The sequence below is a fragment of the Roseovarius sp. MMSF_3281 genome, from assembly GCF_030733685.1.
Taxonomy (GTDB): Bacteria; Pseudomonadota; Alphaproteobacteria; order Rhodobacterales; family Rhodobacteraceae; genus Roseovarius.
On the sequence record NZ_JASHIM010000001.1, the window covers coordinates 149030 to 172711 of the forward strand.

Below are 23682 nucleotides of genomic sequence, written 5' to 3' on the forward strand. Positions count from 1 at the left end.
CCCCTAAAGTGTCTTAGGCTGCGTCGTCGTCCAGATCGACTTCGTCGGCCATGGCCACGACTTCGCGGTCGGCATAGTGACCGCAGGCCGAGCACACATGGTGCGGGCGCTTGAGTTCGCCGCAGTTGGGGCATTCGTTCGGGTTGGCCGCAGTCAGCGAGTCATGCGCACGACGATTGTTGCGACGCGATTTCGATACTTTGTTCTGTTGGACAGCCATGTCACAACCTCAATTTCCTGTGGGCCGATGCGGCCCGGGTTTCACGGGTCAAGGCGGCTCTTAATCCGTGATGAGCCGCCGGTTCAACCCCAAATTCCGATGAGAGCGCGAAAATACAGCGAATCCCTTTCAGGGCAAGCGGTTTTTTGCAGCGTCGGGCAGGGGGGTTAATCACCGCCTTCCAGCTTCTTTTTGAGATCGGCAAGACCGGCGAATGGCTTTTGCCGCTCCTCTTCCAGGGGCCGGGCGCCGGGAGGGGTGAATTCAGCCTCGACCGGGGCGGCCTCGTCCTTGCGGGGATAGTCGGGCAGGGCCAGCGCGAGGGCTTCGATCATCACCGCCTCAAGGTCGATACGTTCGCGCAGCGGCTCGATGGTTTCGTCCTCGGACATCTCGATTTCTTCGGCGTTGCTGGTCTCGTGCGGCATCTCGTCCAGAAAACGCCGGGTCACGGGGACATCCAGCCGCGTGGTCACCGGCTCAAGCGTGACGACGCAGGGCTGTGTCACCGTGGCCCCCAGGGTTGCCTCAAGCCGCCAGTCGCGGCCACGGTCCGGATGCAATGCGCCCACGAAAGAAAGTTTGCGCAGGCCCGTCAGGTCAAGTTGTGCGGCAATCGCCTCGGAGGCGGGGCGATCGGGGCGCAGGTCAAAGCGATGCGGCCTGCGTTGCGGCAAATCGGCAACCCGCAAGACAGTGGTCTGAGGTGTGGTTTCGGCCATGGGCTGCGATCATCCTTTCTTGAACCTTGTACTCACCTTGTTGTAAGCGGGATAAAAGCCGCGTGCGGTCAAGATCAAGGGGGCAGAGATGTCTGCGAGTAGAAACCGTGTCATGAGCATCGTTGCCGCTTTGGGCCTCTCGGCGCTTACAGCGTGTAGTGCGACCTATCGCAATCACGGCTACGTTCCGCCTGAAGACGACTTGCAACAACTGGTCGTCGGCGTCGATACACGCGCCACGGTGGATGATGTTGTTGGCCCGCCCTCGGTGGGCGGTGTGCTGGGCGACGGCAATTATTATTACGTGCGCAAGCGCGTTCGCGAATACGGCATGTTCCGCCCCGAGGTCGTCGAACGGCAGGTGTTGGCCATAAGCTTTGACGACACGGATGCCATTGCCAATATCGAACGGTTCGGCCTGTCCGACGGGAACATCGTGCCGCTGTCGCGCCGGGTGACCGATTCTTCGGTGGTCGATAACGGATTCCTGCGGCAAATGCTTAACAACATCGGCAATATCAACCCCGCCGACGCCTTCGGAGGATAACGTCACAGCCCTGTCATGGCTTGCGTGCTAGGGGAGGCGCGCATACGCTTTGCCACAGCGGGAGTAAGCTGATGACAGGGTTTTCAAAGGGGCGGTACAGCGCGCGCCATGCCACGGGCCCCGATGATATCGAGGCCGCCCAGAGGCTGCGGCACCTGGCCTTTCACGGGCCTTCGCGCGAAGGCCTTGACCGTGATCCTTTCGATGACATCTGCACGCATATCCTGGTTGAAGAGGCCGCCAGCGGGCGATTGGTCTGTTGTTTTCGCATTCTGCCCCTGGCCTGCGGTGGCGAGATCGGGCGGAGTTACTCGGCGCAGTTTTACGAATTGTCGGCCTTGTCGGCCTTCGAGGGCCCGATGGTGGAAATGGGCCGATTCTGCGTGGACCCGGAGGCGCGCGACCCCGATATCGTTCGCGTGGCATGGGCCGCGATGACCCGGTACGTGGATGACAATGGCGTTGAAATGTTGTTTGGCTGCTCCTCGTTCAAGGGGACGGATTGCGACGCCTATCACGATGCCTTTGCCATGCTGGCGGCCAAACATTTGGCCCCGCGACGTTGGTGGCCGCGGGTCAAGGCGCCCTCGGTGGTGGAGTTCGCCAAGAAGCTGGGACGCCGCAAACCGGATGCCAAGCAGGCCATGTTGCGCATGCCGCCTTTGCTCAGGACCTATCTTTTGATGGGGGGATGGGTCAGCGACCACGCGGTCGTGGATCGGCAGATGAACACGCTGCATGTTTTTACCGGGCTTGAGATCGCCACGATTCCGCCGGCCCGCAAGCGGCTTTTGCGGGCCGTGGCGCAATAGCGCGCTTCGCGGACAGTCCAGCGGTGTTTTCCAAACGCGGGAATTCGAGCCACCTTGACGGCTGCGCAGCGCCGGGATAGCCCGCCTGCATGGCTCGTGCTCCGCTTATGCAACTTTCCGATATATCGCTCACCTTCGGCGGTGAGCCCGTGTTCCATGACCTGTCACTGGTGATTCAACCGGGTGATCGGGTGGCCCTTGTCGGGCGCAATGGTTCGGGCAAATCCACCTTGATGAAAGTCATGGCCGGACTGGTCGAAAGTGACGCCGGGGACCGTGTTGTGCCGCCGGGAACCAGCGTTGGCTATATGGAACAAGAGCCTGACATGTCAGGATTTTCCACGCTGGGAGAGTTTGCCTCGAGCGCCTTGGACGCGGGCGAGATGTACCGGGTTGAGATGGCTGCCGAAGGTCTGAAATTCGATCCCGGCCGCCCGGTGGAAACCGCCTCGGGCGGGGAGCGGCGGCGCGCGGCCTTGGCCAAACTGATGGCCGAAGCGCCAGATCTGATGCTGCTGGACGAGCCGACCAACCACTTGGATATCGAGGCCATCGCATGGCTTGAAGCCGAGTTGAAACAGACCCGCGCCGCCTTTGTGCTGATTAGCCACGACCGCGCCTTTTTACGTGAACTTACCCGTGCAACCCTTTGGATTGACAGGGGAAAAATGCGCAGGCAAGAGCGAGGTTTCGAAGGGTTCGAGGCCTGGCGCGACAAGGTTTGGCAAGAAGAAGACGACGCCCGCCACAAGCTGGACCGCAAGATCAAATCCGAGGCTCGCTGGGCCGTGGAAGGCATCAGCGCCCGGCGCAAGCGCAACCAGGGGCGGGTGCGCGCCTTGCAAGACCTGCGTTCCGAACGCGCCGCGCAAATCAAGCGGCAAGGTACCGCGGCCATGGCGCTGGAGTCGGGGCCCAAGTCGGGTAAGAAGGTTATCGAAGCCAAAGATATTTCAAAGGCTTATGCCGATAAGGTGATCCTGCGCGATTTCTCGATTCGTGTTCAACGCGGTGATCGTGTGGCCTTTGTCGGCCCGAATGGCGTGGGCAAAACCACGCTTCTCAAGATGCTGTTGAAAGAGGTTGAGCCGGATAGCGGCAGCGTTACCCATGGCACCAACCTGCTGCCCGTGGTCTTTGATCAGGCCCGCGCGCAGCTTGACCCGGACATGACCCTTTGGGACAGCCTGACCGGCGACAAGGATATGCGGGTTTCGGGGCAGGCCGATCAGGTCATGGTGCGCGGCCAGCCGCGCCATGTGGTGGGCTATCTCAAGGACTTTCTGTTTGATGAAAGACAGGCAAGAGCGGCTGTTAAGTCATTGTCAGGCGGGGAAAAAGCGCGTTTGCTTTTGGCCAAGCTGATGGCGCGGGAAAGCAATGTTCTGGTGCTGGACGAGCCGACCAACGACTTGGACATCGAAACGCTGGACCTGTTGCAGGAACTGCTGGACGACTATGACGGCACCGTCCTTCTGGTCAGTCACGACCGGGATTTTCTGGACCGGGTGGCCACCACAACCATTGCCATGGAAGGCAACGGGCGGGCCACGGTCTATGCCGGGGGTTGGAGCGATTATCAGGCGCAGAAGGGGGACGTTGCCAAGCCTGGCGAGCCCAAAAACGCCGAAAAATCAAAGCCCAAGAAGCAAGAGGAAAAAAACGCCCCACAGGCCAAACCCAAGCTGAGCTTTACCGAGAAACACCGGCTTGAGGAACTGCCCAAGGAGTTGGAGCGGCTGGAAGCCGAGATTGCCAAGCTGGAGGCGCTACTGGCCGATTCTGAGCTTTTCACCCGTGAGCCGGTCAAGTTCAAGAAGGCCACCGAGGCCCTGACCACCCGGCAGGAGGCGCTTGAGGCGGCCGAGGAAGAGTGGCTTGAGTTGGCCGAGAAGGCAGAAAATGCTGGCTGAATCGGCTTGTCGGTATAACGTCGGCATCATGTCGGTACTACGTCGGTGCGAAAATGTCTGAGGACAGGCCCCTGAAGGATCGTGTCAGGCTGCTTTACGAAGGGCGCAGCCAACGCGCGTCGCGCTTTCGCTATGCGCTTTTGTTTTTCGATGCGGTGACGATCATCTTCTTTCTGGCCACGGCGGCCATGCCGATCACCCGCGAATTGCTGATGGCCGATGCGGTTATCGGCGGGTTGATCGCGCTGGACCTGATCCTGCGGGTCTGGATTGCCGATAACAGGATGCGTTTCCTGCGGCGGTTTTACGTGATCGTGGACATCGCGGTTCTGGCCTCGCTTCTGGCGACGCCGTTCTTGGGGCAGGGGTTGGCGGTGCTTCGGGTGCTTCGCTCGCTTCGCCTGATCCATTCCTATCACCTGATGCGCGACCTGCGGCGGGATTCGCTTTTGTTCCGGCGGCATGAGGATGCGATCATCGCGGCGGTGAACCTGTTGGTCTTTATCTTTGCGATGACGGCGATCGTGCTGGTCGTGCGTGGGCAGGAGGAGCCGGGGATCACCAATTATGTCGATGCGCTGTATTTCACGGTTGCCACGCTGACCACGACGGGCTTTGGAGATATCACCATGACAACGCCCATGGGGCGGCTACTGTCGGTGGGAATCATGGTGGTTGGGGTTGGCCTGTTCCTGCAATTGGTGCGGGCGATATTCTCGCCCGCGAAGGTCAAGCACAAGTGCCCGGAATGCGGGCTGACCAAGCATGATACGGATGCTATTCACTGTAAGCATTGCGGTCACGACCTTAAGATCGAGACCGAGGGCGCGACCTAACGCGTCACTGCATGCGCAGGGCGCCGTCGAGGCGGATAACCTCACCGTTCAGGTAGTCGCATTCCACGATGAAGCGGGCAAGCGCGGCGTATTCCGCCGGATCGCCAAGGCGCTTGGGGAAGGTCACGTCCTGCGCAAGGCTGTCCTGTACCTCGTGAGGCAGACCCTGCATCATCGGGGTGAGAAAGATGCCCGGCGCGATTGCCATCACGCGGATGCCTTCGCGCGTGAGATCCCGCGCCATGGGCAGGGAAAGGCCGACGATCCCGCCCTTTGAGGCGGCATAGGCCGCTTGCCCCTTCTGCCCGTCGAAGGCGGCGATGGAGGCAGTGTTGATGATCACACCGCGTTGGCCGTTTGCATCCGCGTCGTTTTGGGCAATCTCGGCGGCCGCAAGGCGCGCCACGTTGAAGGACCCTATCAGGTTGATGTCAATCGTACGCTGGAAGGCGGCCAAGTCATGCGGGCCGTTCTTGCCAAGGGTTTTCTCGCCAGTCGCGATCCCGGCACAGTTGAGGGCGGTGGTGATCTTGCCCATGCGCGATTTGGCGGTGGCAATCGCGTGTTTGACCGAGTCTTCATCGGTTACGTCGGTTTCAACGAAGGTCGCGCCGATTTCTTTCGCGGTAGCCTCGCCTCGTGCGGTGTCACGGTCGAGGATCGTGACCTTCGCGCCCTGGTCGCGGAAATGGCGGGCCGTGGCCTCGCCCAGCCCGGAGGCGCCCCCGGTGATGATCGCGGCGGAATCGGTGATGCGCATGGGGACCCCCTTTGCAATAAATGAACAAGTGTTCAGCTAGCGTAAGGGTGGGCCCCTGTCAAAGGAAACGGCGCAGCCAACGACGGGTAAGCGACAGCCCAAGCACGGTGACAATGATGCGCCAGATATGGTGCAGGGTGACAAGCGCCGGGTTGGCCTGAAGGCTGAGGGCGACAAGCGCCATTTCGGTCACACCACCGGGGGCGAAGGAAATGAGCATGGTGTCGAAGGGTTCGTCAACGGTAAGATAAAGCGCCTCGGCGCATATGGCGGCAAGGATGAGCATCCCGGCGACAGAAACCAGTGAAAGCGCCACGCCACGCAGGATCAGGGCGTGGCTAAGGCCGGTAAAGCGCATGCCAAGCGCTGTGCCCACCACCACCTGTGCCACGTTGACCAGCCATTGAGGAATATCGATCGGGAAAGCCCCGGTAAGCGACAAAAGCGCGGCCACCGCCATCGGCCCGGTAAGTTGCTTGGCAGGCAAACGCAGGACGTGGCCCAATGCAAGGCCGGCCAGACCGGCAAGGACGATCCAGGGAAGGGAATGCCATGGCACGGCATCGCGGGCCAATGTCATGCCGCCCGCACTGCCCACAGGCTCCCCAAGCCAGAACGAAAGTCCAAGGGGCAGGGCGGTGACCACCACGATCACGCGCAGGAATTGTTGCAGGGTCAGGCGCGCAAGATCGGCCCCGGCCTCTTCCCCCATGGCGATGGATTCGAAAAGGCCACCGGGGGTCGCCGCGTAAAAGGCCGTAGCGCGATCATAGGCGCCGAGGCGACGAAAGACCCAGAAGTTAAAGCCATGCGCCACCACGACAAAAAAGGTAAGCGCGACGAGGCTGAGCATCAGGCGGGGGATTTGCACGAAAAGCTCGGGCGTGACCTGCGCCCCGATCATCAGGCCGATCACGGCGATGAACAGAAGCCTGAGCCAATGCGGGAATCGGTAGCCGTCGGGCAGGTGCGCAGGAAAGGCCATGGCCACGGTAGCGCTTAGCACAAGCGCCCCCATGAGGAAGGGCAGTGGCAGGCCAAGGGCCTGCGCGGCGAGGGCGGCGATCGTGCTTAGGCCAAGCAGCGCGAATGTAGTCAGGATATGCGGCATAGCTCCATGAAGCACCCCGCGCCGGGCTTGGCAAGGCATGGTCAGAGGAAATCGACCTGCTTGTTGAAGGGCATATCGCGCAGACGCTTCCCGGTGGCGGCAAAGATCGCATTGGCCAGGGCCGGCGCGGCGGGGGGCACTGGCGGTTCGCCCACGCCCCGGACGCTGGCGCCGTTCTCAAGTCCGCGTACCTTGATTTCGGGGCATTGGTATTGGCGCAGGAAGGGGTAGGTGTCGAAGTTCTGTTGCTCGGTGCGGCCTTCGGCGAAGGTAATCTCGCCCATCATGGCATGACCAAGGCCCCAGATCAGGCCGCCTTGCACTTGGTTCTCGAAATTCACCGGGTCGAGGACGCGGCCCACTTCGGCGGCGACGAAGGCCTTGTCGAGCCGAAGGCCATCTTCGGTTTGCGTGACCTCGATCACTTCGGCGCAGGGCACGCCGAACGAAAGGCAATAGGCCACGCCGCGGCCCTGGTTTTCGCCCAAAGGTGCGCCCCAGTTTGACATTTCGCCCACGGCCTCAAGCACTTTGCGGGAAGGGGCGTGATTGCACAGGCGAAGGCGTTCTTCCAATGGATCGGCACCGGCGGCGTGAATCAGTTCATCGAGGAAACTGTCGTGGAAAAACCCGTTGGACGAGGCCCCGACCGAGCGCCAGGAACTGATGGGGGGCAGGCCTTCGGCGCGGTAGCCCGTCACGCGGTAATGGGGGATGGCAAAGGGTTGATCCCAAGCGCCTGCGACGATTTGCAGGTCGGGCCCGGCAATGGGCAGGCCCTGCCGGCCCATCTGTGACCCCATGACCGAAGGCATGGCGATACCAAGGTCGCAGGCGGTGACCCGGCCGTTTGCCACCGCGCCGCGCCCGCGCGCCATGGCGATCTGCCGGGGAAAGTCGTGCGAGATATCTTCTTCGCGGCTGTAGGTGAGTTTGACGGGGCGGCCCTTGGCCTGCATCGCCAGTTCGGTGGCTTGGCGGACAACCATATCTTCCAGCCTATGGCCAAAGCTGCCGCCCATCATCAGCACGTGAACGTGGACCTCTTCGGCATTGAGGCCCGTGATTTCGGCCACGTTATCCTGCACGAAGCGGGGGATTTGTGTACCGGTCCAGACGTCGGCGCGGCTGTCGGTGACGCGGACGGTGGCGTTGATCGGTTCCAGCGGTGCGTGTGCAAGGTAAGGCGCGCGGTATTCGGCGTCGATGACCCTTGCCGTGTCCAACGCCGCATCTACGTCGCCTTCGTTCTTGTACTGACTGTCTTGGGCATCGGCGGTGAAGCTTTGTTCAAGCTTTGCCCAATGGTCGGCCTGGTCGGCGGGATAGGGGGCCGGGCCCCACTCCACCTTGATCGCCTGCACGGCCTGAAAGGCGCGCCATGTGTTGTTGGCCAGAACACCAACGCCACCGGTGATCGGCACCACCTTTTCGACGCCCCGCATGGTTTCGGCCTGCGTTGCATCAAAGCCCAGCATCTCGCCGCCCATCGCGGGGTTGGTGCGGACAGCGGCGTGGATCAGGCCCTCCATCTCAAGGTCGATTCCATAGTCTTGCGTGCCGGTGGATTTGGCAAGGATGTCAACGCGCTGCATCGGCTGTCCCAAAAGCTGCCAGTTTGCGGGGGCACGCGGGCTGACGTCCTCGACCGGATCAATCTGGGCTGCTTTGGCGGCAAGGTCTGTATAAGGCAGGCGGGTGCCGTCGGGCAGGATCACCGCGCCGGTTTTGGTAGTAAGGTCAGCGCGCGGCGTGCCGGTGTCCTGTGCGGCGGCTTCTTTCAGGGTTTCGCGGGCCATGGCCCCGGCGCGGCGCAGTTTTTCGTAAGAATCCGGCACGGTGGTGGACCCGCCGGTGATCTGAACCCCCAGAAATTTCATCGGCGCATCCAGAACGGCGCGGGTGGTTTCGGCCATGAACCCGGTATCGGTCGCCGGGAAGGGGGCGGCATCGCCGGAAAGCGCGGTGTTGTAATAGGCGGGGCTGGGTGGGCCGGGATCAATGGTGACATCGGCCAGGTCAACGTCCAATTCCTCGGCCAACAGCGCGGCCTGCACGTGATAGGCCCCTTGGCCAAGGTCGGCGCGCGGGGTGATGAGGGTGATCCCCTCGGGCCGGATCAGGACATAGGGCGTGAGGGCCGCCTCGCCGTCTTGCAGGTCATCCAGCAGCGGGTTGGCATGCGGGCGCTTATAGGCCACCACGCCAAATGCCACGCCCCCGGCAATGGCGGCAGACCCGATAAGAAACGTGCGGCGGGCGATTTTTCCGGCGCGGCTCATCCCTTAACCCTCCTGCAATTTCTTGGCGGCGGTTTTCACGGCGGCGCGGATGCGCGGGTAGGTGCCGCAGCGGCAGAGGTTGCCGCTTAGCGCGTCGTCGATATCGGTATCGGTGGGGTTGGGCACCTCGGCCAGAAGGGCGGCGGCGGCGGTGATTTGCCCCGACTGGCAATAGCCGCATTGCGCCACTTGATGCGCGACCCAAGCCGCTTGGACGGCGTGCAGGGTTTCGGGCGAGCCAAGCCCGTGAATGGTGGTCACCTCGCCCCAGACATCGCCGGCCATCACCTGACAGGAGCGGACGGCCTGCCCGTCGATCTGCACGGTGCAAGCCCCGCATTGCGCGATGCCACAGCCGTATTTCACGCCCTTGAGGCCCAGTTCATCGCGCAAGACCCACAGAAGGGGCATATCCGGTTCGACATCAAGTTCGTGCGTCGTGCCGTCGATGGAAAGTTGCATGGCGGGCATCCTGTGAGTGACTGCCCCACAAGGGTAAACGGATGGGTTCAGTTGTCTAGGGGTGTCGCCACTTACCCGGCGTCATTTTGACGGGGTCGCCAGTACACTGCCCCTGCACCTGCACCTGCACCGGCGCAGGGGCCTTATGCGTTAATCCTCCGGGGTCAGACCCACGGACTTGATGCCAGCCACGGCGGCGATGACATCGTTGTCGGAGGTGTCGCCGGTGACACCCACAGCCCCCATGATATTGCCGCGTTTGTCGCGCACCAGAACACCGCCCGGCACCGGCACGACCTGTCCGCCGTAAACGCCATTCACGGCAGCCATGAAATAGGCCTGTTGCTCGGCGCGGGCCATTTGGGCGCGGCCCGCCATGCCCAGCATGATCGCGCCATAGGCCTTGCCATGGGCGATGCCGAAACGGCCCGGTGCGGCGCCGTCTTCACGTTCGAAGGCCTTCACGTGACCGCCCGTATCCAACACCACGACCGAAAGCGGTTTGAACCCTTCCTCGCGGCCCTTGGCAAGGGCCTTGCGGATGATGGTGCGGGCGCGGGTGAGTGAGAGTTCTGCCATTGTGGCCTCCTTCTACGTGTTTAGGCCGATTGCGCGGCTTTGAGTTCCAGCCGGCGGCGGTGCAGGACCGGCTCGGTATAGCCCGAGGGCTGCTCGCGGCCTTTGAAGACCAGATCGCAGGCCGCCTGAAAGGCGATCCCGTCGAAACCGGGGGCCATCGGGGAATAGCTTGGGTCGTCGGCATTCTGGCGGTCCACCACCTGCGCCATCTTTTGCATGGCCTCCATGACCTCGGCTTCGCTGACGACGTCGTGGTGCAGCCAGTTAGCGATATGTTGCGAGCTGATCCGACAGGTGGCGCGATCCTCCATGAGGCCGACATCGTTGATGTCGGGCACCTTGGAGCAGCCCACACCCTGATCCACCCAACGAACGACATAACCAAGGATGCCTTGGGCGTTGTTTTCGACCTCTTTGAATATCTGGTCTTTCGACCATTTCCGGTAGCTGGCCAAGGGGATATCCAGAAGCGTATCGACAAAGGCGCGCCGCCCCCCGGCCTTGAGCTTGTCCTGCACGGCGAAAACATCGACCTTGTGATAATGCAGCGCATGCAGGGTGGCCGCCGTGGGCGAGGGAACCCAGGCGCAATTGGCCCCCGATTTGGGGTGTTCGATCTTTTGCTCCAGCATCGCGGCCATCATGTCGGGCATGGCCCACATGCCCTTGCCGATCTGCGCCTTGCCCGACAGCCCGCATTCCAGCCCGATATCGACGTTCTGGTTTTCGTAGCCGCCGATCCATGCCTTGCGCTTGATGAAGTCCTTGCGGCTGAAGGGGCCGGCCTCCATGCTGGTGTGGATCTCGTCGCCGGTCCGATCAAGGAAACCGGTGTTGATGAAGGCCACACGATTCTTGGCGGCGCGGATGCATTCCTTGAGGTTGACCGAGGTCCGCCGCTCTTCGTCCATCACGCCGATTTTCACGGTGTATTGCGGCAGTCCAAGGAAGTCCTCAACCTGATTGAAAATCTCGTTGGTAAAGGCCACTTCTTCGGGGCCGTGCATCTTGGGCTTCACGATATAGATCGAGCCATGCACCGAATTGCCGCTGTCGCGCTTGAGGTCATGCATGCCAATAAGCGTGGTGATGGCGGCATCCATCAGACCTTCGGGAATCTCGTTGCCCTCGGCATCCAGAATGGCGGGGTTGGTCATCAGGTGGCCAACATTGCGCACCCACATCAGGGCGCGGCCTTTGAGTGTCAGGTCACTGCCATCCGGGGCGGTATAGCGGCGGTCATCGGCCAAGCGGCGGGTGATGGTCTTGCCGCCTTTGTCAAGGCTGGCCTCAAGATTGCCCTGCATCAGGCCCAGCCAGTTGGAATAGGCCAGAACCTTGTCCTCGGCATCGACGCAGGCCACGGAATCCTCGCAATCCATGATGGCCGATACGGCGCTTTCGACCTGGACATCGGCCAGAAGCGCCTGATCGCGGCAACCGATGAAATGCGCGCGGTCAAAGATCAGTTCCACATGCAAGCCGTTGTTGCGCAGCAGGATAGCATCGGGGGCCTTGGGGTTGCCGCGATAGCCCACGAATTTTTCCGGGCTGGCCAGCGGGCAGTCATCCACCAAAAGCGCGCCATCCTGTACATGGTAGCGGCGCACATCCGCGTGGCTTGTCCCGACCAGCGGGAAGGCTTCGTCCAGGAATACCCGGGCGCGCGCCACGACGCGGGCCCCGTGACCACGGTCATAGCCGCCCTTGGGGGGCGGGCTGCCCATGGCGTCGGTGCCATAGAGGCAGTCATAGAGGCTGCCCCAGCGGGCATTGGCGGCGTTGAGCGCATAGCGCGCGTTGGTGATCGGCACAACGAGTTGCGGGCCGGGGACAAGCGCGATTTCAGGGTCGACATTGGTGGTTTCAATCTCGAAATCGGGGCCTTCGTCGACCAGGTAACCGATCTCTTTGAGAAATGCCTTATAGGCTTCGTGATCATGCGGTTGGTTGCGATGGCGGATATGCCAATCGTCTATCTGGCGCTGAACCTTTTCGCGCGTCTCAAGGAAAGCTTTGTTTTTCGGGGATTTGTCTTGCACCAAGGCGGCAAAACCCGCCCAAAACGCCTCGGGTGCCACATCGGTGCCGGGCAGGGCCTTTTCATCGACGAACCGGGCCAGTTCCCCGGCCACTTGCAGGCCGTGCTTTTCGATACGCTTTACCATGTCTCGCTCCCTCCCCCGTGATGCCTAAAATGGGTATGCTATTGCATGCGGTTTTCGGGAAGGTAGCGACAAAGTTTCCTATCGGCAACATGATTGGTAAAAAAGAATTACCAATTAACTGCTGCGTCGACAAACACCATGGGCGGTCGGCGCCCTACGGCGCGGCACAAGGTTTGCATTTGTCTGGGTAAAATGGCGGAGAGACAGGGATTCGAACCCTGGGATCCCGTGAAGGATCAACGGTTTTCGAGACCGCCCCGTTCGACCACTCCGGCACCTCTCCGCGGGGGTCTGGGGGCCAGCGTTTAATCGCCTCTGTCGGGTAAGACAAGGGGGTTTTGCATTGTTTGTGCAGAGTTTTTGCATAGGTTGGCGATAAGGGCGAAAAACTTCGCCATGAAAGGAGATACCATGACGATCAGAGTTGCGCGCGGCCCGTTGCTGGTAATGGCGTTATCAGTCCTTTTGGGTTTGGTCCTTGCTGTGCCGTCCAAAGCCGCGGATCGCGACCGTCTTGAAGCGTTTCTTGACGTTACCGGTTTCGGCGTGGCCCTTGATAGCCTGACCTTGAGCGCGGCGGAGGCCCCGAAGATGCTGGGCATGCAAGCCAGTGATTTCGGAAGCGACTGGGAAAAGGTGGCGAATGATGTGTTCGACACCGACGAGATGCGCAATACCGCGCTTGATATCCTGTCTCAAACGCTTTCGGACAAGGGGTTGGCCCATGCCGCCGGGTTTTATGCCTCGGACTTGGGGCAACGTCTGGTCGCGGTCGAAAATGCCGCGCACATGGTTGAGGATGACAGCGCCAAGCGCGAAGATGGCGAAGACCGTGTGGCCGAGATGATCCGCGCAGGTGATGAACGCCTTGAGGTTCTCAAGGAATTGAACGCTGCGGTGGATCAATCCGATACCGCGGTACGCGCGATACAAGAAGTACAGGTCAGGTTCCTGATGGCCGCCTCGCATGCCGGGGTTCTGGATCGTTCGATTGATGAGCAATCCCTGCGCGCGCTGCTCAAAGAGGGTGAGGACGAATTGCGCATCGAGCTAAAGGCAGGCGCCTTGGCCAATGCGGCCCACACCTATGCCGATATTTCCACCGAAGACCTTGCGGCGTATCGGGATGCACTGGAGCATCCGTTGATGCAGCGGGTGTATGAACTGATGAATGCCGTACAGTTCGAGATCATGGCAAGCCGTTACGAACGGCTGGCCGCGCGCATGGCCGATCTTCACCCCGGGCAGGAGTTGTAAGCATGCATCGCCTGTGCCGGATCGTCCTGACCGTTTGGTTGACCCTGTTGCCAGTGATGGGCCTTACCCAGGACACTGGCGCGTTGGATCGTTTGATGCAGGTGCTTCGCATCTCCGACACGATTGAGATCATGCAGGAAGAGGGGCGGCGATACGGGGCCGATGTGGCGGCCGAAATGCTGCCCGGCGCGGATCGCGATAGCTGGGACGATACGGTGATGCGCATCCACGACCCCGAGCGTATGCAGCGCCTGATCCGCCAAGGGTTTGACCAATCGCTGTCGGCGCGGGAAATGCAGGACATAGTCAACTTCTACAGCAGTGACGCCGGCGCTGAAATCATCGCGCTTGAGATATCGGCGCGGCGCGCCTTTCTGGAGGCCGAAATCGAAGACAACGCGCGCGCACGATATGCCGGGGAGCTGCCGGAGGATTCACGGCTTCGCGGGCAGGTGGACGAAATGATTGCCGAAAGCGACTTGGTCGATCGGAATGTCACCGGGGCGATGAATTCGACCATAATGTTTTATCGTGGCATGATGGACGGTGGTGAGCTGGAGATGACGGTCGAGGATATGCTGGCCGATCTATGGTCGCAGGAAGACGCCTTTCGCAGCGACTCGGAAAGCTGGTTGGGGGGCTTCTTTTTGATGGCCTATGCCCCACTTTCGCCCGAACAGATGGAGGATTTCCTGATCTTCTGGCAAAGCGACGCCGGGACAGCGTTCAACATGGCCCTGTTCAAATCATTCGACCGGATGTACGAGGAGTTGTCCTATTTGATGGGACAGGCCGTGGCCCAGCACATGCAGAGCGAAAAACTCTGACAGTCGCGGCCCAAGCCCCCTTGACTTTGGGCCCGATCTTTTGAATAAGCGCGCATCCCGGCAGCATCGGTTGCGCGGGACTATTGTGAATTACGTCCAGGAAGGGCGCGCTGTTCGACGGTGGCAAGGGCCGAAAACACCTGCACAGGCAGGGACCACAGAACGCGGCAACGGAAAAGGAAGACGCAAATGTTTGCGGTCATCAAGACCGGTGGCAAGCAATATACGGTGCAGTCGGGTGACATGCTCCGTGTCGAGAAACTTGCAGCGGACGCCGGTGAAAAAGTCCAATTCAACGAAATTCTGATGCTCGGCGGTGACAAGCCGGTCGTGGGCGCCCCCTTGGTGGACGGTGCTGCCGTTCAGGCCGAGGTCGTCGATCAGGTGAAGGGTGACAAGGTCATCAACTTCGTCAAGCGTCGCCGGAAACACAGCTCGAAGCGGACCGTTGGCCACCGCCAGCAACTGACGCTTCTGCGCGTGACCGAGATCCTTGAAAAAGGTGGCGACAAATCGGGCGTGAAAGCCGCGGTTGGTGCAGGTTCGGTCGCCGCTGTGGCAGCAGGTGCTGCCGCTACTGCGAAACCCGCTGCCAAGAAAGCTGCGCCGAAAAAGGACGAAGCCAAGGCTGAACCCAAGAAAGCCGCCCCGAAGAAAGCCGCCAAGGCCGACGCGGGCGACGATCTCAAGAAGTTGAGCGGTGTTGGCCCGGCGCTTGAGAAGAAGCTGCACGAAGCAGGCGTCACCAGTTTTGCCCAGATCGCGGCATGGACGGACGCGGACGTTGCTGATATGGACGAGAAACTGTCGTTCAAAGGCCGGATCGAGCGCGAAGGCTGGATCGAACAGGCCAAAGAACTGGCTAAAGGTTAAGGAGAGACCCAATGGCACACAAGAAAGCAGGCGGTTCATCCCGTAACGGTCGCGACTCTGCCGGTCGTCGCCTTGGCGTCAAGAAATACGGTGGTCAGTCGGTTATTCCCGGCAACATCATCGCGCGTCAACGCGGCAACAAGTTCTGGCCGGGCGAAGGTGTGGGTCAAGGCAAAGACCACACCCTGTTCGCGGTTGTCGAAGGCAACGTGAAGTTCCACAAGGGCCTCAAGGGCCGCACCTTTGTATCGGTTCTGCCAGTGGCGGAGGCCGCCGAGTAAGCCGACCTTAGGATATTTGAATCAAAAGGGGATCGGCACCGCCGGTCCCCTTTTTCTTTTGCAGGAGGCAACCGCATGGGCGTTGCCACGATCAGTTTTCTGGCCTTCGCCGCCAGCCAGGTGGGTACGCCGGGGCCGGCCAACATGGCGCTGTTGGCCACCGGCGCGCGCTTTGGCTTTCGTGCGGCTTTGCCGTTTGTCGGCGGTGTGGCGCTTGGCAAGCAACTGATCATCTGGCCCGTGGGTTTTGGCCTGATGGAACTGGCGGCACAGGCCCCTTGGGTCTTTACCGTGCTCAAGTATGCCTCGGTGGCTTATATTTTCTGGCTGGCGTGGAAGGTGGCCAACCTGCGGCTGGAGCAAGGCCGCGAGGTGGAACAGGTTCCGGGGTTTGTGGCGGGGCTTGTCGTGCATCCGCTGAACCCCAAGGCATGGGCGATGATCGTGGCGGGCTTCACCAATTTCGTGGCCCCCGGCACGCCCGCGTTTCAGGCCACCGTGGTGATCGCGGCGGGGCTTTTGGCGCTGCAACTGCTGTTACACCCCGTTTGGACATTCGCGGGCGACCGGATCGCCCGAACCGTTGCGGGGACGCCTGCGGAGAAATACCTGATGTGGACCTTGGCGGGGTTAACCGTCGCCTCGGTTCTATTCGTGCTGTTTGGAGGAGGACAGGCATGACGATGGAAATACCGATCAATCAACCGATGATCGAGGGTGATCGTTTTGACTTGCGGCCTTTGCGGGCCTCGGATGAAGGCTTGATCGAGCTTTACGCCGGCGACGAGCGGGTTGCCGCTATGACCTCGTCGATCCCGCACCCTTTGCCGCCCGGCACGACCGAAGCCTTTGTCGCCCGTGCCCAGGCCGCTGACCGGGTTGAAGATGTCTGGGCCATGGATGGCACCAAGCAAGGCGGGCCCGAGGTCATGGGCGTGATCAGCCTCAAGCGTATTGAGCAGGGCCAATCCGAAGTCGGGTATTGGGTGGCACCCGCATTCTGGAATACCGGCGTGGCCTCATCCGCGCTTGAGGCATTGCTCAGCGCCAACCCGCACGCCTGCCGGACCTTTTTCGCCACCGTTTTTCAGGATAACCCGGCTTCGGCACGGGTTTTGACCAACGGTGGTTTCGCCTATCTTGGCGATGCCGAAACCTTCTCGGTTGCGCGGGGGGCCAAGGTGCCCACCTGGACCTATAGCCGCAAAGTGGATTGAGGCCGGCACGGCCTTTGCGTAAGGAGACGACATGAAATTTCTCGATCTAGCAAAGGTCTATATCCGCTCGGGTGCGGGGGGATCGGGCTGCGCCAGTTTTCGGCGTGAAAAATACATTGAATACGGCGGCCCCGATGGCGGCGACGGCGGCGGCGGCGGCTCGGTTTATGCCGAGGCGGTTGAGGGGCTGAACACCCTGATCGACTTTCGCTATCAGCAGCACTTTTTTGCCAAGAACGGCCAGCCGGGCATGGGCAAGCAGCGCACAGGTAAGGATGGCGACGACATCGTGCTGCGCGTTCCCGTGGGCACCGAGATCCTGGACGAGGATCAGGAAACGGTGATCGCCGACCTGACCGAAGTGGGCCAACGTGTGGAACTGGCCCGTGGCGGCAATGGCGGCTGGGGCAACCTGCATTTCAAATCCTCCACCAACCAAGCGCCGCGCCGCGCCAATCCGGGCCAGCCGGGGGTGGACCGGACGCTGTGGCTGCGCCTGAAACTGATTGCCGATGTGGGGCTTTTGGGCCTGCCCAATGCGGGCAAATCGACCTTTCTTGCCGCCACGTCGAACGCGCGGCCCAAGATCGCCGATTACCCCTTTACCACGCTGCACCCCAACCTTGGGGTTGTGGGGGTCGATGAAGTGGAATTCGTCGTCGCCGACATCCCGGGCCTGATTGATGGCGCAAGCGAGGGCAGGGGCCTTGGCGACCTGTTCTTGGGCCATGTGGAGCGCTGCGCGGTGCTGTTGCATCTGGTCGATGGCACGTCTGAAACTGTGGCCGAAGATTACCGCACGATCATTCACGAGCTGGACGCCTACGGTGGGGAGTTGGCTGATAAACCGCGCGTGACGGTGTTGAACAAGGTGGATGCGCTTGACGATGACCGCCGTGCCGAGGCCAAGGCCGAGCTTGAAGAGGCTTGTGGCTGTGCGGTTTATGAGATGTCGGGTGCTGCGAAACTGGGCGTGACCGAAGTGTTGCGCGCCCTGCGGTCCGAGATCGACGACAACCGCCTGCGCCAAAAGGCCCAAGACGAAGAGCCTGAGCCGTGGCATCCCTAAGCACCGCCCGCCGGATCGTCATCAAGATCGGCTCGGCCTTGTTGGTCGACCGGGACAGCGGTGATCTGCGCGCCAAGTGGCTGCGCGCCTTGGCCGATGATGTGGCCTGGCTACGTGGGCAGGGGGTGGATGTGATCTTGGTATCCTCTGGCTCCATCGCGCTTGGCCGCAGTGCGCTTGGTCTGCCCATGGCGGACCTCACGCTGGAACAATCGCAGGCGGCAGCGGCTGTGGGGCAAATCGAACTGGCCCGCGCCTATGCCGAGGCATTGGCGGGTCACGGGCTGCGCGCCGCCCAAGTCTTGGTGACACTGGAAGACAGCGCCGACCGGCGGCGATACCTTAATTCCCGCGCCACGCTTGAGCAGCTTTTGCAACTGGGCGCGGTGCCTATCGTGAACGAAAACGATACCGTCGCCACCGATGAAATCCGCTATGGCGATAATGACCGGATGGCGGCGCAGGTCGCGGTGACGGCGGGGGCCGATCAATTGATCCTGCTGTCGGATGTGGATGGCTTTTACACCGCCAACCCGGCGCAAGACCCCGATGCCCGCCGCTTTGACGTGATCGAGGCAATCACCCCCGAGATCGAGGCCATGGCAGGCGATGCCGGGTCGGGCCTTTCCAAGGGCGGTATGAAAACCAAGCTGATGGCAGCGAAAACCGCCACGGCAGCGGGATGTGACATGGCGATCACCGAAGGATCGGTTCTGAACCCGGTGCGCGCGCTTGACGGTGGCGCGCCCGTCACGTGGTTCCGCGCCCAAGGCGACCCGCAGCAAAAGCGCAAGGCATGGATCGCGGCGATGAAGCCGCGTGGCCGCGTGATTGTGGATGCCGGGGCGGCCAAGGCCCTGATGCGCGGCAGTAGCCTTCTGCCCGCCGGGGTGAGTGCCGTCGAGGGCGGGTTCGAGCGCGGTGATCCGCTGGAAATCGCCGATCAGGCAGGCCGGGTTCTGGCGCAGGGCCTGACGCGCTATGATGCGAACGACGCGGCGAAAATTCGTGGCCGCCGCAGCGAAGAGGTTGAGGCGGTTCTGGGCTATCCGGGCCGAGGGCCGTTGATCCACCGCGATGATATGGCGTTGTAAATGATTTGACAGGATTGAACGATGAAAGACCTTGAAAACATCCCCGCCCTGATGGCCGAAATTGGAAGGCGCGCCCGCGCGGCTTCTGCTGAATTGGCGGTGGCCAGTGCTGACGCAAAGAAAGCCGCGCTTGAGGCGGCTGCCGATGCGGTTTGGGCCCGCCGCGCCGAGATTATCGAGGCCAATACCAAGGATCTGGAGTTCGGCCGCGACAAGGGCCTGTCGGATGCCATGATGGACCGGCTGTTGCTCAACGAGGACCGCATTCTGGGAATCTGCGACGGGCTGCGCGCCGTGGCGGCGCAAGACGACCCGGTGGGCGAGGTTTTGGCCGAATGGGATATGGACAGCGGCTTGCACATCCGCCGCGTCCGCACGCCTTTGGGGGTGATCGGGGTGATCTATGAAAGCCGTCCGAATGTTACCGCCGATGCCGGCGCGCTGTGCCTCAAGTCAGGTAATGCGGTGATCCTGCGCGGTGGTTCGGAAAGCTTCCATTCCTCAGGGGCGATCCATGCCTGTTTGGTCGAAGGGCTTAAATCCGCGGGTTTGCCCGAAGAGTCCGTGCAACTGGTGCCCACCCGCGACCGCGCGGCGGTTTCCGAGATGCTGACAATGACCGATTTTATCGATGTCATCGTGCCGCGTGGCGGCAAGGGCCTTGTGGGGCTGGTTCAGCGTGAGGCGCGGGTGCCCGTCTTTGCCCATCTCGAAGGTATCGTGCACATCTATCTTGATAAGGACGCCGACCCTCAGAAGGCCCTGGACGTTGTGATGAACGCGAAAACGCGGCGCACGGGCATTTGCGGCGCGGTGGAATGTCTTTTGATCCACAAGGATGTGGTCGACACCATCGGTCAGGGCCTGATCCGTGCGCTGATGGACGCGGGCGTTGAAGTGCGTGCCGACGCGGCGCTTCAGGCGATCGAAGGCACCCAAGCGGCCAGCGATAACGATTGGGGATGTGAATACCTGGACAAGATCATCGCGGCCAAGGTGGTCGAAAATATCGACGATGCGATCGGCCATATCCGAACCCATCATTCGCAGCATACCGATTGCATCATCACCGAAAATGATGCCGCCGCCGGCCAGTTCTTTGCCCGGTTGGATAGTGCGATCCTGATGCGCAATGTCTCGACCCAGTTTGCCGATGGTGGCGAGTTTGGCATGGGGGCTGAGATTGGCATCGCCACGGGTAAAATGCACGCCCGCGGCCCGGTGGGCGCGGCGCAATTAACCAGTTTCAAGTATCTGGTCGAAGGTGACGGGGCGGTGCGGGGTTAAAGCGCCAGGCTGACCTTGGCGTCGCCCATATGACAGCGGCAGGTCTTGCCGCGCTGTGCCAGAAAGTGCGGCAGAAGCGCGAACTGCACATGCGCCGGGGCAAGATCGCAATCGGGGTAAGAGCGTTGCAGGTTTTCCCATAGGTTTGCATCTGGTGAAACCCGCGCGCCCGTGGCCTCAAGCAGCCAGCCCTCTGCGCCGGTGGAAACCCGTATCGTGCCGCCTTGGGGCAAGGCCTCTTCGCAGCACAAAAGCCCCAGAATAAGAGCCTGGGCATCGTGGCGGGGCAGGTCCGGTGGGCTGGGCCAATCCACCGTCAATCGGCTTTGCTCATAGACATCGCGCAGGATCGCAGCGATCTCTTGACCGCTTGTTATCTGGTCTTCCGTGGCCTGCCCGAAGGCCAGTCGAAACAGGCGGATACGGGCATTGGCATTGGCCGCGCTTTCATTGACCAGGTCAAGTTCGGGGCCTGTCCCACCGGCCATCGACATCAGTTCAAGCCCATTGGTCACGGCGCCGATCGGACTACTTAAGTCGTGACAAATGCGCGACCCTATCAGCGCGGCAAGGTTATCTATATGCTGGCCCATGACGGTCCTTTCAGACAAGGCGAATGCGTTGTGACGAACATGAACTCGATACTCGAACCCGGGATGCTGGTGCGCCACCCGACGCAATCCGATTGGGGAACCGGGCAGGTCCAATCGAACATCGCGGGAAAGGTGACGGTGAATTTTCCCGATCACGGCAAGGTCGTGATCGACGGGGCCCGCGTGGAACTGATACCGGTCTTTGATGACCGATGAGAGTTACTAGAGCGTTAACACAACCTTGGGGTGTTTGAAAGATATCGCGGGCGGAGCGTTGCCAAGGCAGGTCGCTCTGCATAAAACGCCGTTAAGACAATGGGTTGAGGGGCGGGCATGAATGCTGTGCCAGATTTTCGGGTGAAACTTGCCGAGACCGAAGACGAGATGCGGGCGGCGCAGCGTCTTCGTTATCGCGTGTTCGTTGAGGAATTGGGCGGTGATGGCCCTTTGGTGGATCACGACGCGGGGCTTGAGCAGGATCGGTTTGATCCGTTTTTCGACCACCTTCTTTTGTTGGATGACACAAAAAATGGCGCAGTTGTAGGGGTTTACCGCCTGTTGCGCGATGATCAGGCCAAACATGCTGGGCAGTTTTATTCCGAAGATGAGTATGACCTTTCGGTGCTCAGGTCCTCGGGGCGGAGGTTGATGGAATTGGGGCGCTCTTGCCTGGATGCGAAATACCGCGGTGGGGCGGCGATGTTTCACCTTTGGCAGGGTTTGGCGCGCTATGTTGCTGATCACAATATAGAAATTCTGTTCGGCGTGGCCAGTTTCCATGGAACGGATGCGGCCGATTTGGCTGAACCATTGTCCATGCTGCATCATAACCACCTTGCGCCCGAGGCGCTTCGTGTCTGTGCCAAAGGTTCAAGTTTTCAGGATATGAACCTGATATCAAACGATAAATTAAATCGGCCTTCCGCCATGAAACAGGTTCCGGCCTTGATCAAGGCCTATCTGAGGTTGGGCGGTTACGTGGGAGAGGGCGCATTTGTGGATCACGCGTTCAATACGACGGATGTTTGCCTTGTGATGGACAGCAAGCGTATGTCGAAAAAGCAAAAAAACATTTATTCCAAAGGGGTTGCCGGGTGAACTCAACGTGGAGCCCGGACGATGAACCCCTCGTGGCCCCGATCACGCCGGCAGGTTGGGGGCGCTTGATGCTTCGAGGCGCGGCTCTGAGCATCGTGATTGGATTAAGTGTTGTCCTTATGGGATTGATTAGACTTGTAGAAAAACCCGTTTATGGTGTTAGCCGCCCTTGGACGCCATGGATTACCCAATGGGTTTGCCGCAGTGCCTTTGCAATCTTGGGTATGCAGCATGAAACGCAAGGTGTGCGCATGACGCGGCCCGGCGCGGTGGTGTCTAACCATGTGTCATGGTTGGATATTTTCGCGCTCAATGCGCGCAAGCGGATCTATTTCGTTTCGAAATCCGAAGTGGCCGGTTGGCCCGGAATCGGGCTTTTGGCGAAAATTACCGGGACGGTGTTCATTGCGCGGGATCCGAGACAGGCGAAACATCAGCAGGAGGTGTTTGAAGAGCGTCTTTTAGCAGGTCACAAACTGTTGTTTTTTCCGGAAGGCACCTCGACAGATGGGATGCGGGTTTTACCATTTAAATCAACGCTTTTTCAGGCGTTCTTCACCCGGGAATTGCGGCATGAATTGCATATCCAACCGGTCACGGTGGTCTATACGGCACCCGCAGGTGAGGATGCGCGGTTTTACGGCTGGTGGGGGGCGATGGAATTTGGCCCGCACCTTGCGAAAATGCTGGCGGCCAAGCGGCATGGTTCTGTGAAAATTATTTATCATCAACCGGTTAAGGTGGATGACTTCCCCAATCGCAAGGTCTTGGCCGCGCATGTGGAAGGGGTGGTCCGGGGCGGTATGCCAAGGGACCGGCAAATTTCTGGATAAGTCGTACGAGTCGTACGCTTACCCCGGCATTTTCGTACGAAAATCACGGTGGCGCGAAACCAGGTCGTACGAGTCGTACGAAACGCGCCTTACCCCTGCATCGCCGTGATCAGGTCACCCAATCTTGCGGCGGGGTCGTCGGCCTGCCAAATCTCATCACCCAGCCCGAAGAAATCGGTGACCGGGGCGAGGCTGCGCACGAGGTGTTCATCAAGCGCGCCTTCGGCCACCACGGGCAGTTCGATCATTTGGCTCCACCAGTCAAACAGATCTGCCGGGGCCTGCTCGCCATCGTTCAGGGTCGATGCGCCCACCGGGCCAAAGCTGATGTAATCGGCCCCGGCCTCACCGGCATTCATGCCGTCATGCTGCGAGGCGCCGCAGTAAGCGCCGACGATGGCGTCATTACCCAGTTCCTTGCGCGCCTTGCGGACCGAGCGCGCGCCATCGATCAGATGCACCCCATCAAGCCCCAGACGATCCACCAGCAGGATATGGCTTTCGATCACCAGCGCGATATCGCGGGCATGGGTCACCTCGCGGCAGGCATCGGCGGCGCGGCAAATGGCATCCTCGTCACGGGTGGCCAAGGCAAGGCGGACACAGGCCACGTCATGCGCATCAAGAACCTGCGATAACACGTTGGGAAAGCGTGATAATTCAACCTCGGGCGGGGTGATCAGGTAAATCTGCGGCTGCTCGTCTTGTGCCATGTCTTGAGGCCTCCTGAGGATGGTTCCCGCCCTATAGCCGGGATTGCGGCCTGCGTCCATCTTTGGCTTGGGTAACCGGATTTTAACCCGCCCCGGTCTATACCGAGGCGAGAAACAAACCAGACGGA

The 23682-nt window shown here is 60.9% G+C and carries 26 protein-coding genes and 1 tRNA gene; 16 read left to right on the top strand and 11 right to left on the bottom strand.

Annotated features, from left to right (window positions below; translation table 11 throughout):
- Window positions 1-13: 13 nt before the first annotated feature.
- Window positions 14-220, bottom strand: a complete 207-nt coding sequence (gene rpmF / locus RBB32_RS00990; RefSeq protein WP_306150807.1) for a 50S ribosomal protein L32 — start codon at window positions 218-220, stop codon at window positions 14-16.
- A gap of 167 nt (window positions 221-387) precedes the next feature.
- Entirely contained in the window at window positions 388-942 is a 555-nt protein-coding gene (locus tag RBB32_RS00995; protein WP_306150808.1) for a DUF177 domain-containing protein, read from the bottom strand.
- A gap of 88 nt (window positions 943-1030) precedes the next feature.
- On the opposite strand from RBB32_RS00995, the gene RBB32_RS01000 reads away from it, so the two are divergent.
- From RBB32_RS01000 to RBB32_RS01015, 4 genes are all read left to right on the top strand, one after another.
- Entirely contained in the window at window positions 1031-1489 is a 459-nt protein-coding gene (locus tag RBB32_RS01000) for an outer membrane protein assembly factor BamE (RefSeq protein ID WP_306150809.1), read from the top strand.
- A gap of 71 nt (window positions 1490-1560) precedes the next feature.
- A complete protein-coding gene (locus RBB32_RS01005) occupies window positions 1561-2301 on the top strand; it encodes a GNAT family N-acetyltransferase (RefSeq protein WP_306150810.1) in 741 nt (246 codons plus the stop codon).
- Between the two features lie 89 nt (window positions 2302-2390).
- Window positions 2391-4214, top strand: coding sequence for an ABC-F family ATP-binding cassette domain-containing protein (locus RBB32_RS01010; RefSeq protein WP_306150811.1), 1824 nt, complete (start codon window positions 2391-2393; stop codon window positions 4212-4214).
- A gap of 53 nt (window positions 4215-4267) precedes the next feature.
- Window positions 4268-5050: an ion channel gene (locus tag RBB32_RS01015; protein WP_306150812.1), complete on the top strand. Its 783-nt coding sequence runs from the start codon at window positions 4268-4270 to the stop codon at window positions 5048-5050.
- Window positions 5051-5054: 4 nt separating this feature from the next.
- Here RBB32_RS01015 and RBB32_RS01020 read toward each other — a convergent pair whose 3' ends face one another.
- From RBB32_RS01020 to RBB32_RS01050, 7 genes are all read right to left on the bottom strand, one after another.
- Complete coding sequence (locus tag RBB32_RS01020) at window positions 5055-5810, bottom strand: 3-hydroxyacyl-CoA dehydrogenase (RefSeq protein ID WP_306150813.1); 756 nt, start codon at window positions 5808-5810, stop codon at window positions 5055-5057.
- A 58-nt stretch (window positions 5811-5868) separates the two neighbouring features.
- The gene (locus tag RBB32_RS01025) at window positions 5869-6921 is read right to left on the bottom strand and encodes an AbrB family transcriptional regulator (RefSeq protein WP_306150814.1); all 1053 of its coding nucleotides are present in this window, start codon (window positions 6919-6921) and stop codon (window positions 5869-5871) included.
- 41 nt (window positions 6922-6962) lie between these two features.
- Window positions 6963-9203: a xanthine dehydrogenase family protein molybdopterin-binding subunit gene (locus tag RBB32_RS01030; protein ID WP_306150815.1), complete on the bottom strand. Its 2241-nt coding sequence runs from the start codon at window positions 9201-9203 to the stop codon at window positions 6963-6965.
- A gap of 3 nt (window positions 9204-9206) precedes the next feature.
- The gene (locus tag RBB32_RS01035; protein WP_306150816.1) at window positions 9207-9665 is read right to left on the bottom strand and encodes a (2Fe-2S)-binding protein; all 459 of its coding nucleotides are present in this window, start codon (window positions 9663-9665) and stop codon (window positions 9207-9209) included.
- Between the two features lie 150 nt (window positions 9666-9815).
- Entirely contained in the window at window positions 9816-10244 is a 429-nt protein-coding gene (locus RBB32_RS01040) for a heme-binding protein (protein ID WP_306150817.1), read from the bottom strand.
- Window positions 10245-10264: 20 nt separating this feature from the next.
- A complete protein-coding gene (locus RBB32_RS01045) occupies window positions 10265-12412 on the bottom strand; it encodes a malate synthase G (protein ID WP_306150818.1) in 2148 nt (715 codons plus the stop codon).
- Window positions 12413-12605: 193 nt separating this feature from the next.
- Window positions 12606-12695 (bottom strand) — tRNA-Ser (locus RBB32_RS01050).
- 128 nt (window positions 12696-12823) lie between these two features.
- Between RBB32_RS01050 and RBB32_RS01055 the strand changes: the two genes are divergently transcribed.
- The 9 genes from RBB32_RS01055 to RBB32_RS01095 all read left to right on the top strand — a co-directional run bounded on the left by RBB32_RS01055 (window position 12824) and on the right by RBB32_RS01095 (window position 20317).
- The gene (locus tag RBB32_RS01055) at window positions 12824-13669 is read left to right on the top strand and encodes a DUF2059 domain-containing protein (protein ID WP_306150819.1); all 846 of its coding nucleotides are present in this window, start codon (window positions 12824-12826) and stop codon (window positions 13667-13669) included.
- A 2-nt stretch (window positions 13670-13671) separates the two neighbouring features.
- Window positions 13672-14496 carry a DUF2059 domain-containing protein gene (locus RBB32_RS01060; protein ID WP_306150820.1) on the top strand — a complete coding sequence of 275 codons (825 nt, stop codon included), beginning with the start codon at window positions 13672-13674 and terminating at the stop codon, window positions 14494-14496.
- A gap of 189 nt (window positions 14497-14685) precedes the next feature.
- Window positions 14686-15369, top strand: coding sequence for a 50S ribosomal protein L21 (locus RBB32_RS01065; protein WP_306151142.1), 684 nt, complete (start codon window positions 14686-14688; stop codon window positions 15367-15369).
- An 11-nt stretch (window positions 15370-15380) separates the two neighbouring features.
- Entirely contained in the window at window positions 15381-15650 is a 270-nt protein-coding gene (gene rpmA, locus RBB32_RS01070; protein ID WP_306150821.1) for a 50S ribosomal protein L27, read from the top strand.
- Between the two features lie 75 nt (window positions 15651-15725).
- Window positions 15726-16331 carry a LysE family translocator gene (locus RBB32_RS01075; RefSeq protein WP_306150822.1) on the top strand — a complete coding sequence of 202 codons (606 nt, stop codon included), beginning with the start codon at window positions 15726-15728 and terminating at the stop codon, window positions 16329-16331.
- A complete protein-coding gene (locus RBB32_RS01080) occupies window positions 16328-16867 on the top strand; it encodes a GNAT family N-acetyltransferase (protein ID WP_306150823.1) in 540 nt (179 codons plus the stop codon). Before RBB32_RS01075 ends, RBB32_RS01080 begins: the two co-directional genes overlap by 4 nt.
- A 31-nt stretch (window positions 16868-16898) precedes the next feature.
- A complete protein-coding gene (gene obgE / locus RBB32_RS01085) occupies window positions 16899-17936 on the top strand; it encodes a GTPase ObgE (protein ID WP_306150824.1) in 1038 nt (345 codons plus the stop codon).
- Window positions 17924-19030, top strand: a complete 1107-nt coding sequence (gene proB, locus RBB32_RS01090; protein WP_306150825.1) for a glutamate 5-kinase — start codon at window positions 17924-17926, stop codon at window positions 19028-19030. Before obgE ends, proB begins: the two co-directional genes overlap by 13 nt.
- Window positions 19031-19051: 21 nt before the next feature.
- Window positions 19052-20317, top strand: coding sequence for a glutamate-5-semialdehyde dehydrogenase (locus tag RBB32_RS01095; protein WP_306150826.1), 1266 nt, complete (start codon window positions 19052-19054; stop codon window positions 20315-20317).
- On the opposite strand, the gene RBB32_RS01100 is transcribed toward RBB32_RS01095, so the two are convergent.
- Complete coding sequence (locus tag RBB32_RS01100; protein WP_306150827.1) at window positions 20314-20910, bottom strand: histidine phosphotransferase family protein; 597 nt, start codon at window positions 20908-20910, stop codon at window positions 20314-20316. The two genes, RBB32_RS01095 and RBB32_RS01100, sit on opposite strands and share 4 nt — an antisense overlap.
- Window positions 20911-20949: 39 nt before the next feature.
- On the opposite strand from RBB32_RS01100, the gene RBB32_RS01105 reads away from it, so the two are divergent.
- The 3 genes from RBB32_RS01105 to RBB32_RS01115 all read left to right on the top strand — a co-directional run bounded on the left by RBB32_RS01105 (window position 20950) and on the right by RBB32_RS01115 (window position 22841).
- On the top strand, window positions 20950-21126 hold the full coding sequence (locus RBB32_RS01105) for a DUF3553 domain-containing protein (protein ID WP_371931001.1): 177 nt from the start codon (window positions 20950-20952) through the stop codon (window positions 21124-21126).
- A gap of 117 nt (window positions 21127-21243) precedes the next feature.
- The gene (locus RBB32_RS01110) at window positions 21244-22008 is read left to right on the top strand and encodes a GNAT family N-acetyltransferase (protein ID WP_306150829.1); all 765 of its coding nucleotides are present in this window, start codon (window positions 21244-21246) and stop codon (window positions 22006-22008) included.
- Window positions 22005-22841 carry a lysophospholipid acyltransferase family protein gene (locus RBB32_RS01115; protein WP_371931002.1) on the top strand — a complete coding sequence of 279 codons (837 nt, stop codon included), beginning with the start codon at window positions 22005-22007 and terminating at the stop codon, window positions 22839-22841. Before RBB32_RS01110 ends, RBB32_RS01115 begins: the two co-directional genes overlap by 4 nt.
- A gap of 89 nt (window positions 22842-22930) precedes the next feature.
- On the opposite strand, the gene RBB32_RS01120 is transcribed toward RBB32_RS01115, so the two are convergent.
- Window positions 22931-23554, bottom strand: a complete 624-nt coding sequence (locus RBB32_RS01120; protein WP_306150830.1) for a thiamine phosphate synthase — start codon at window positions 23552-23554, stop codon at window positions 22931-22933.
- Window positions 23555-23682: the final 128 nt, after the last annotated feature.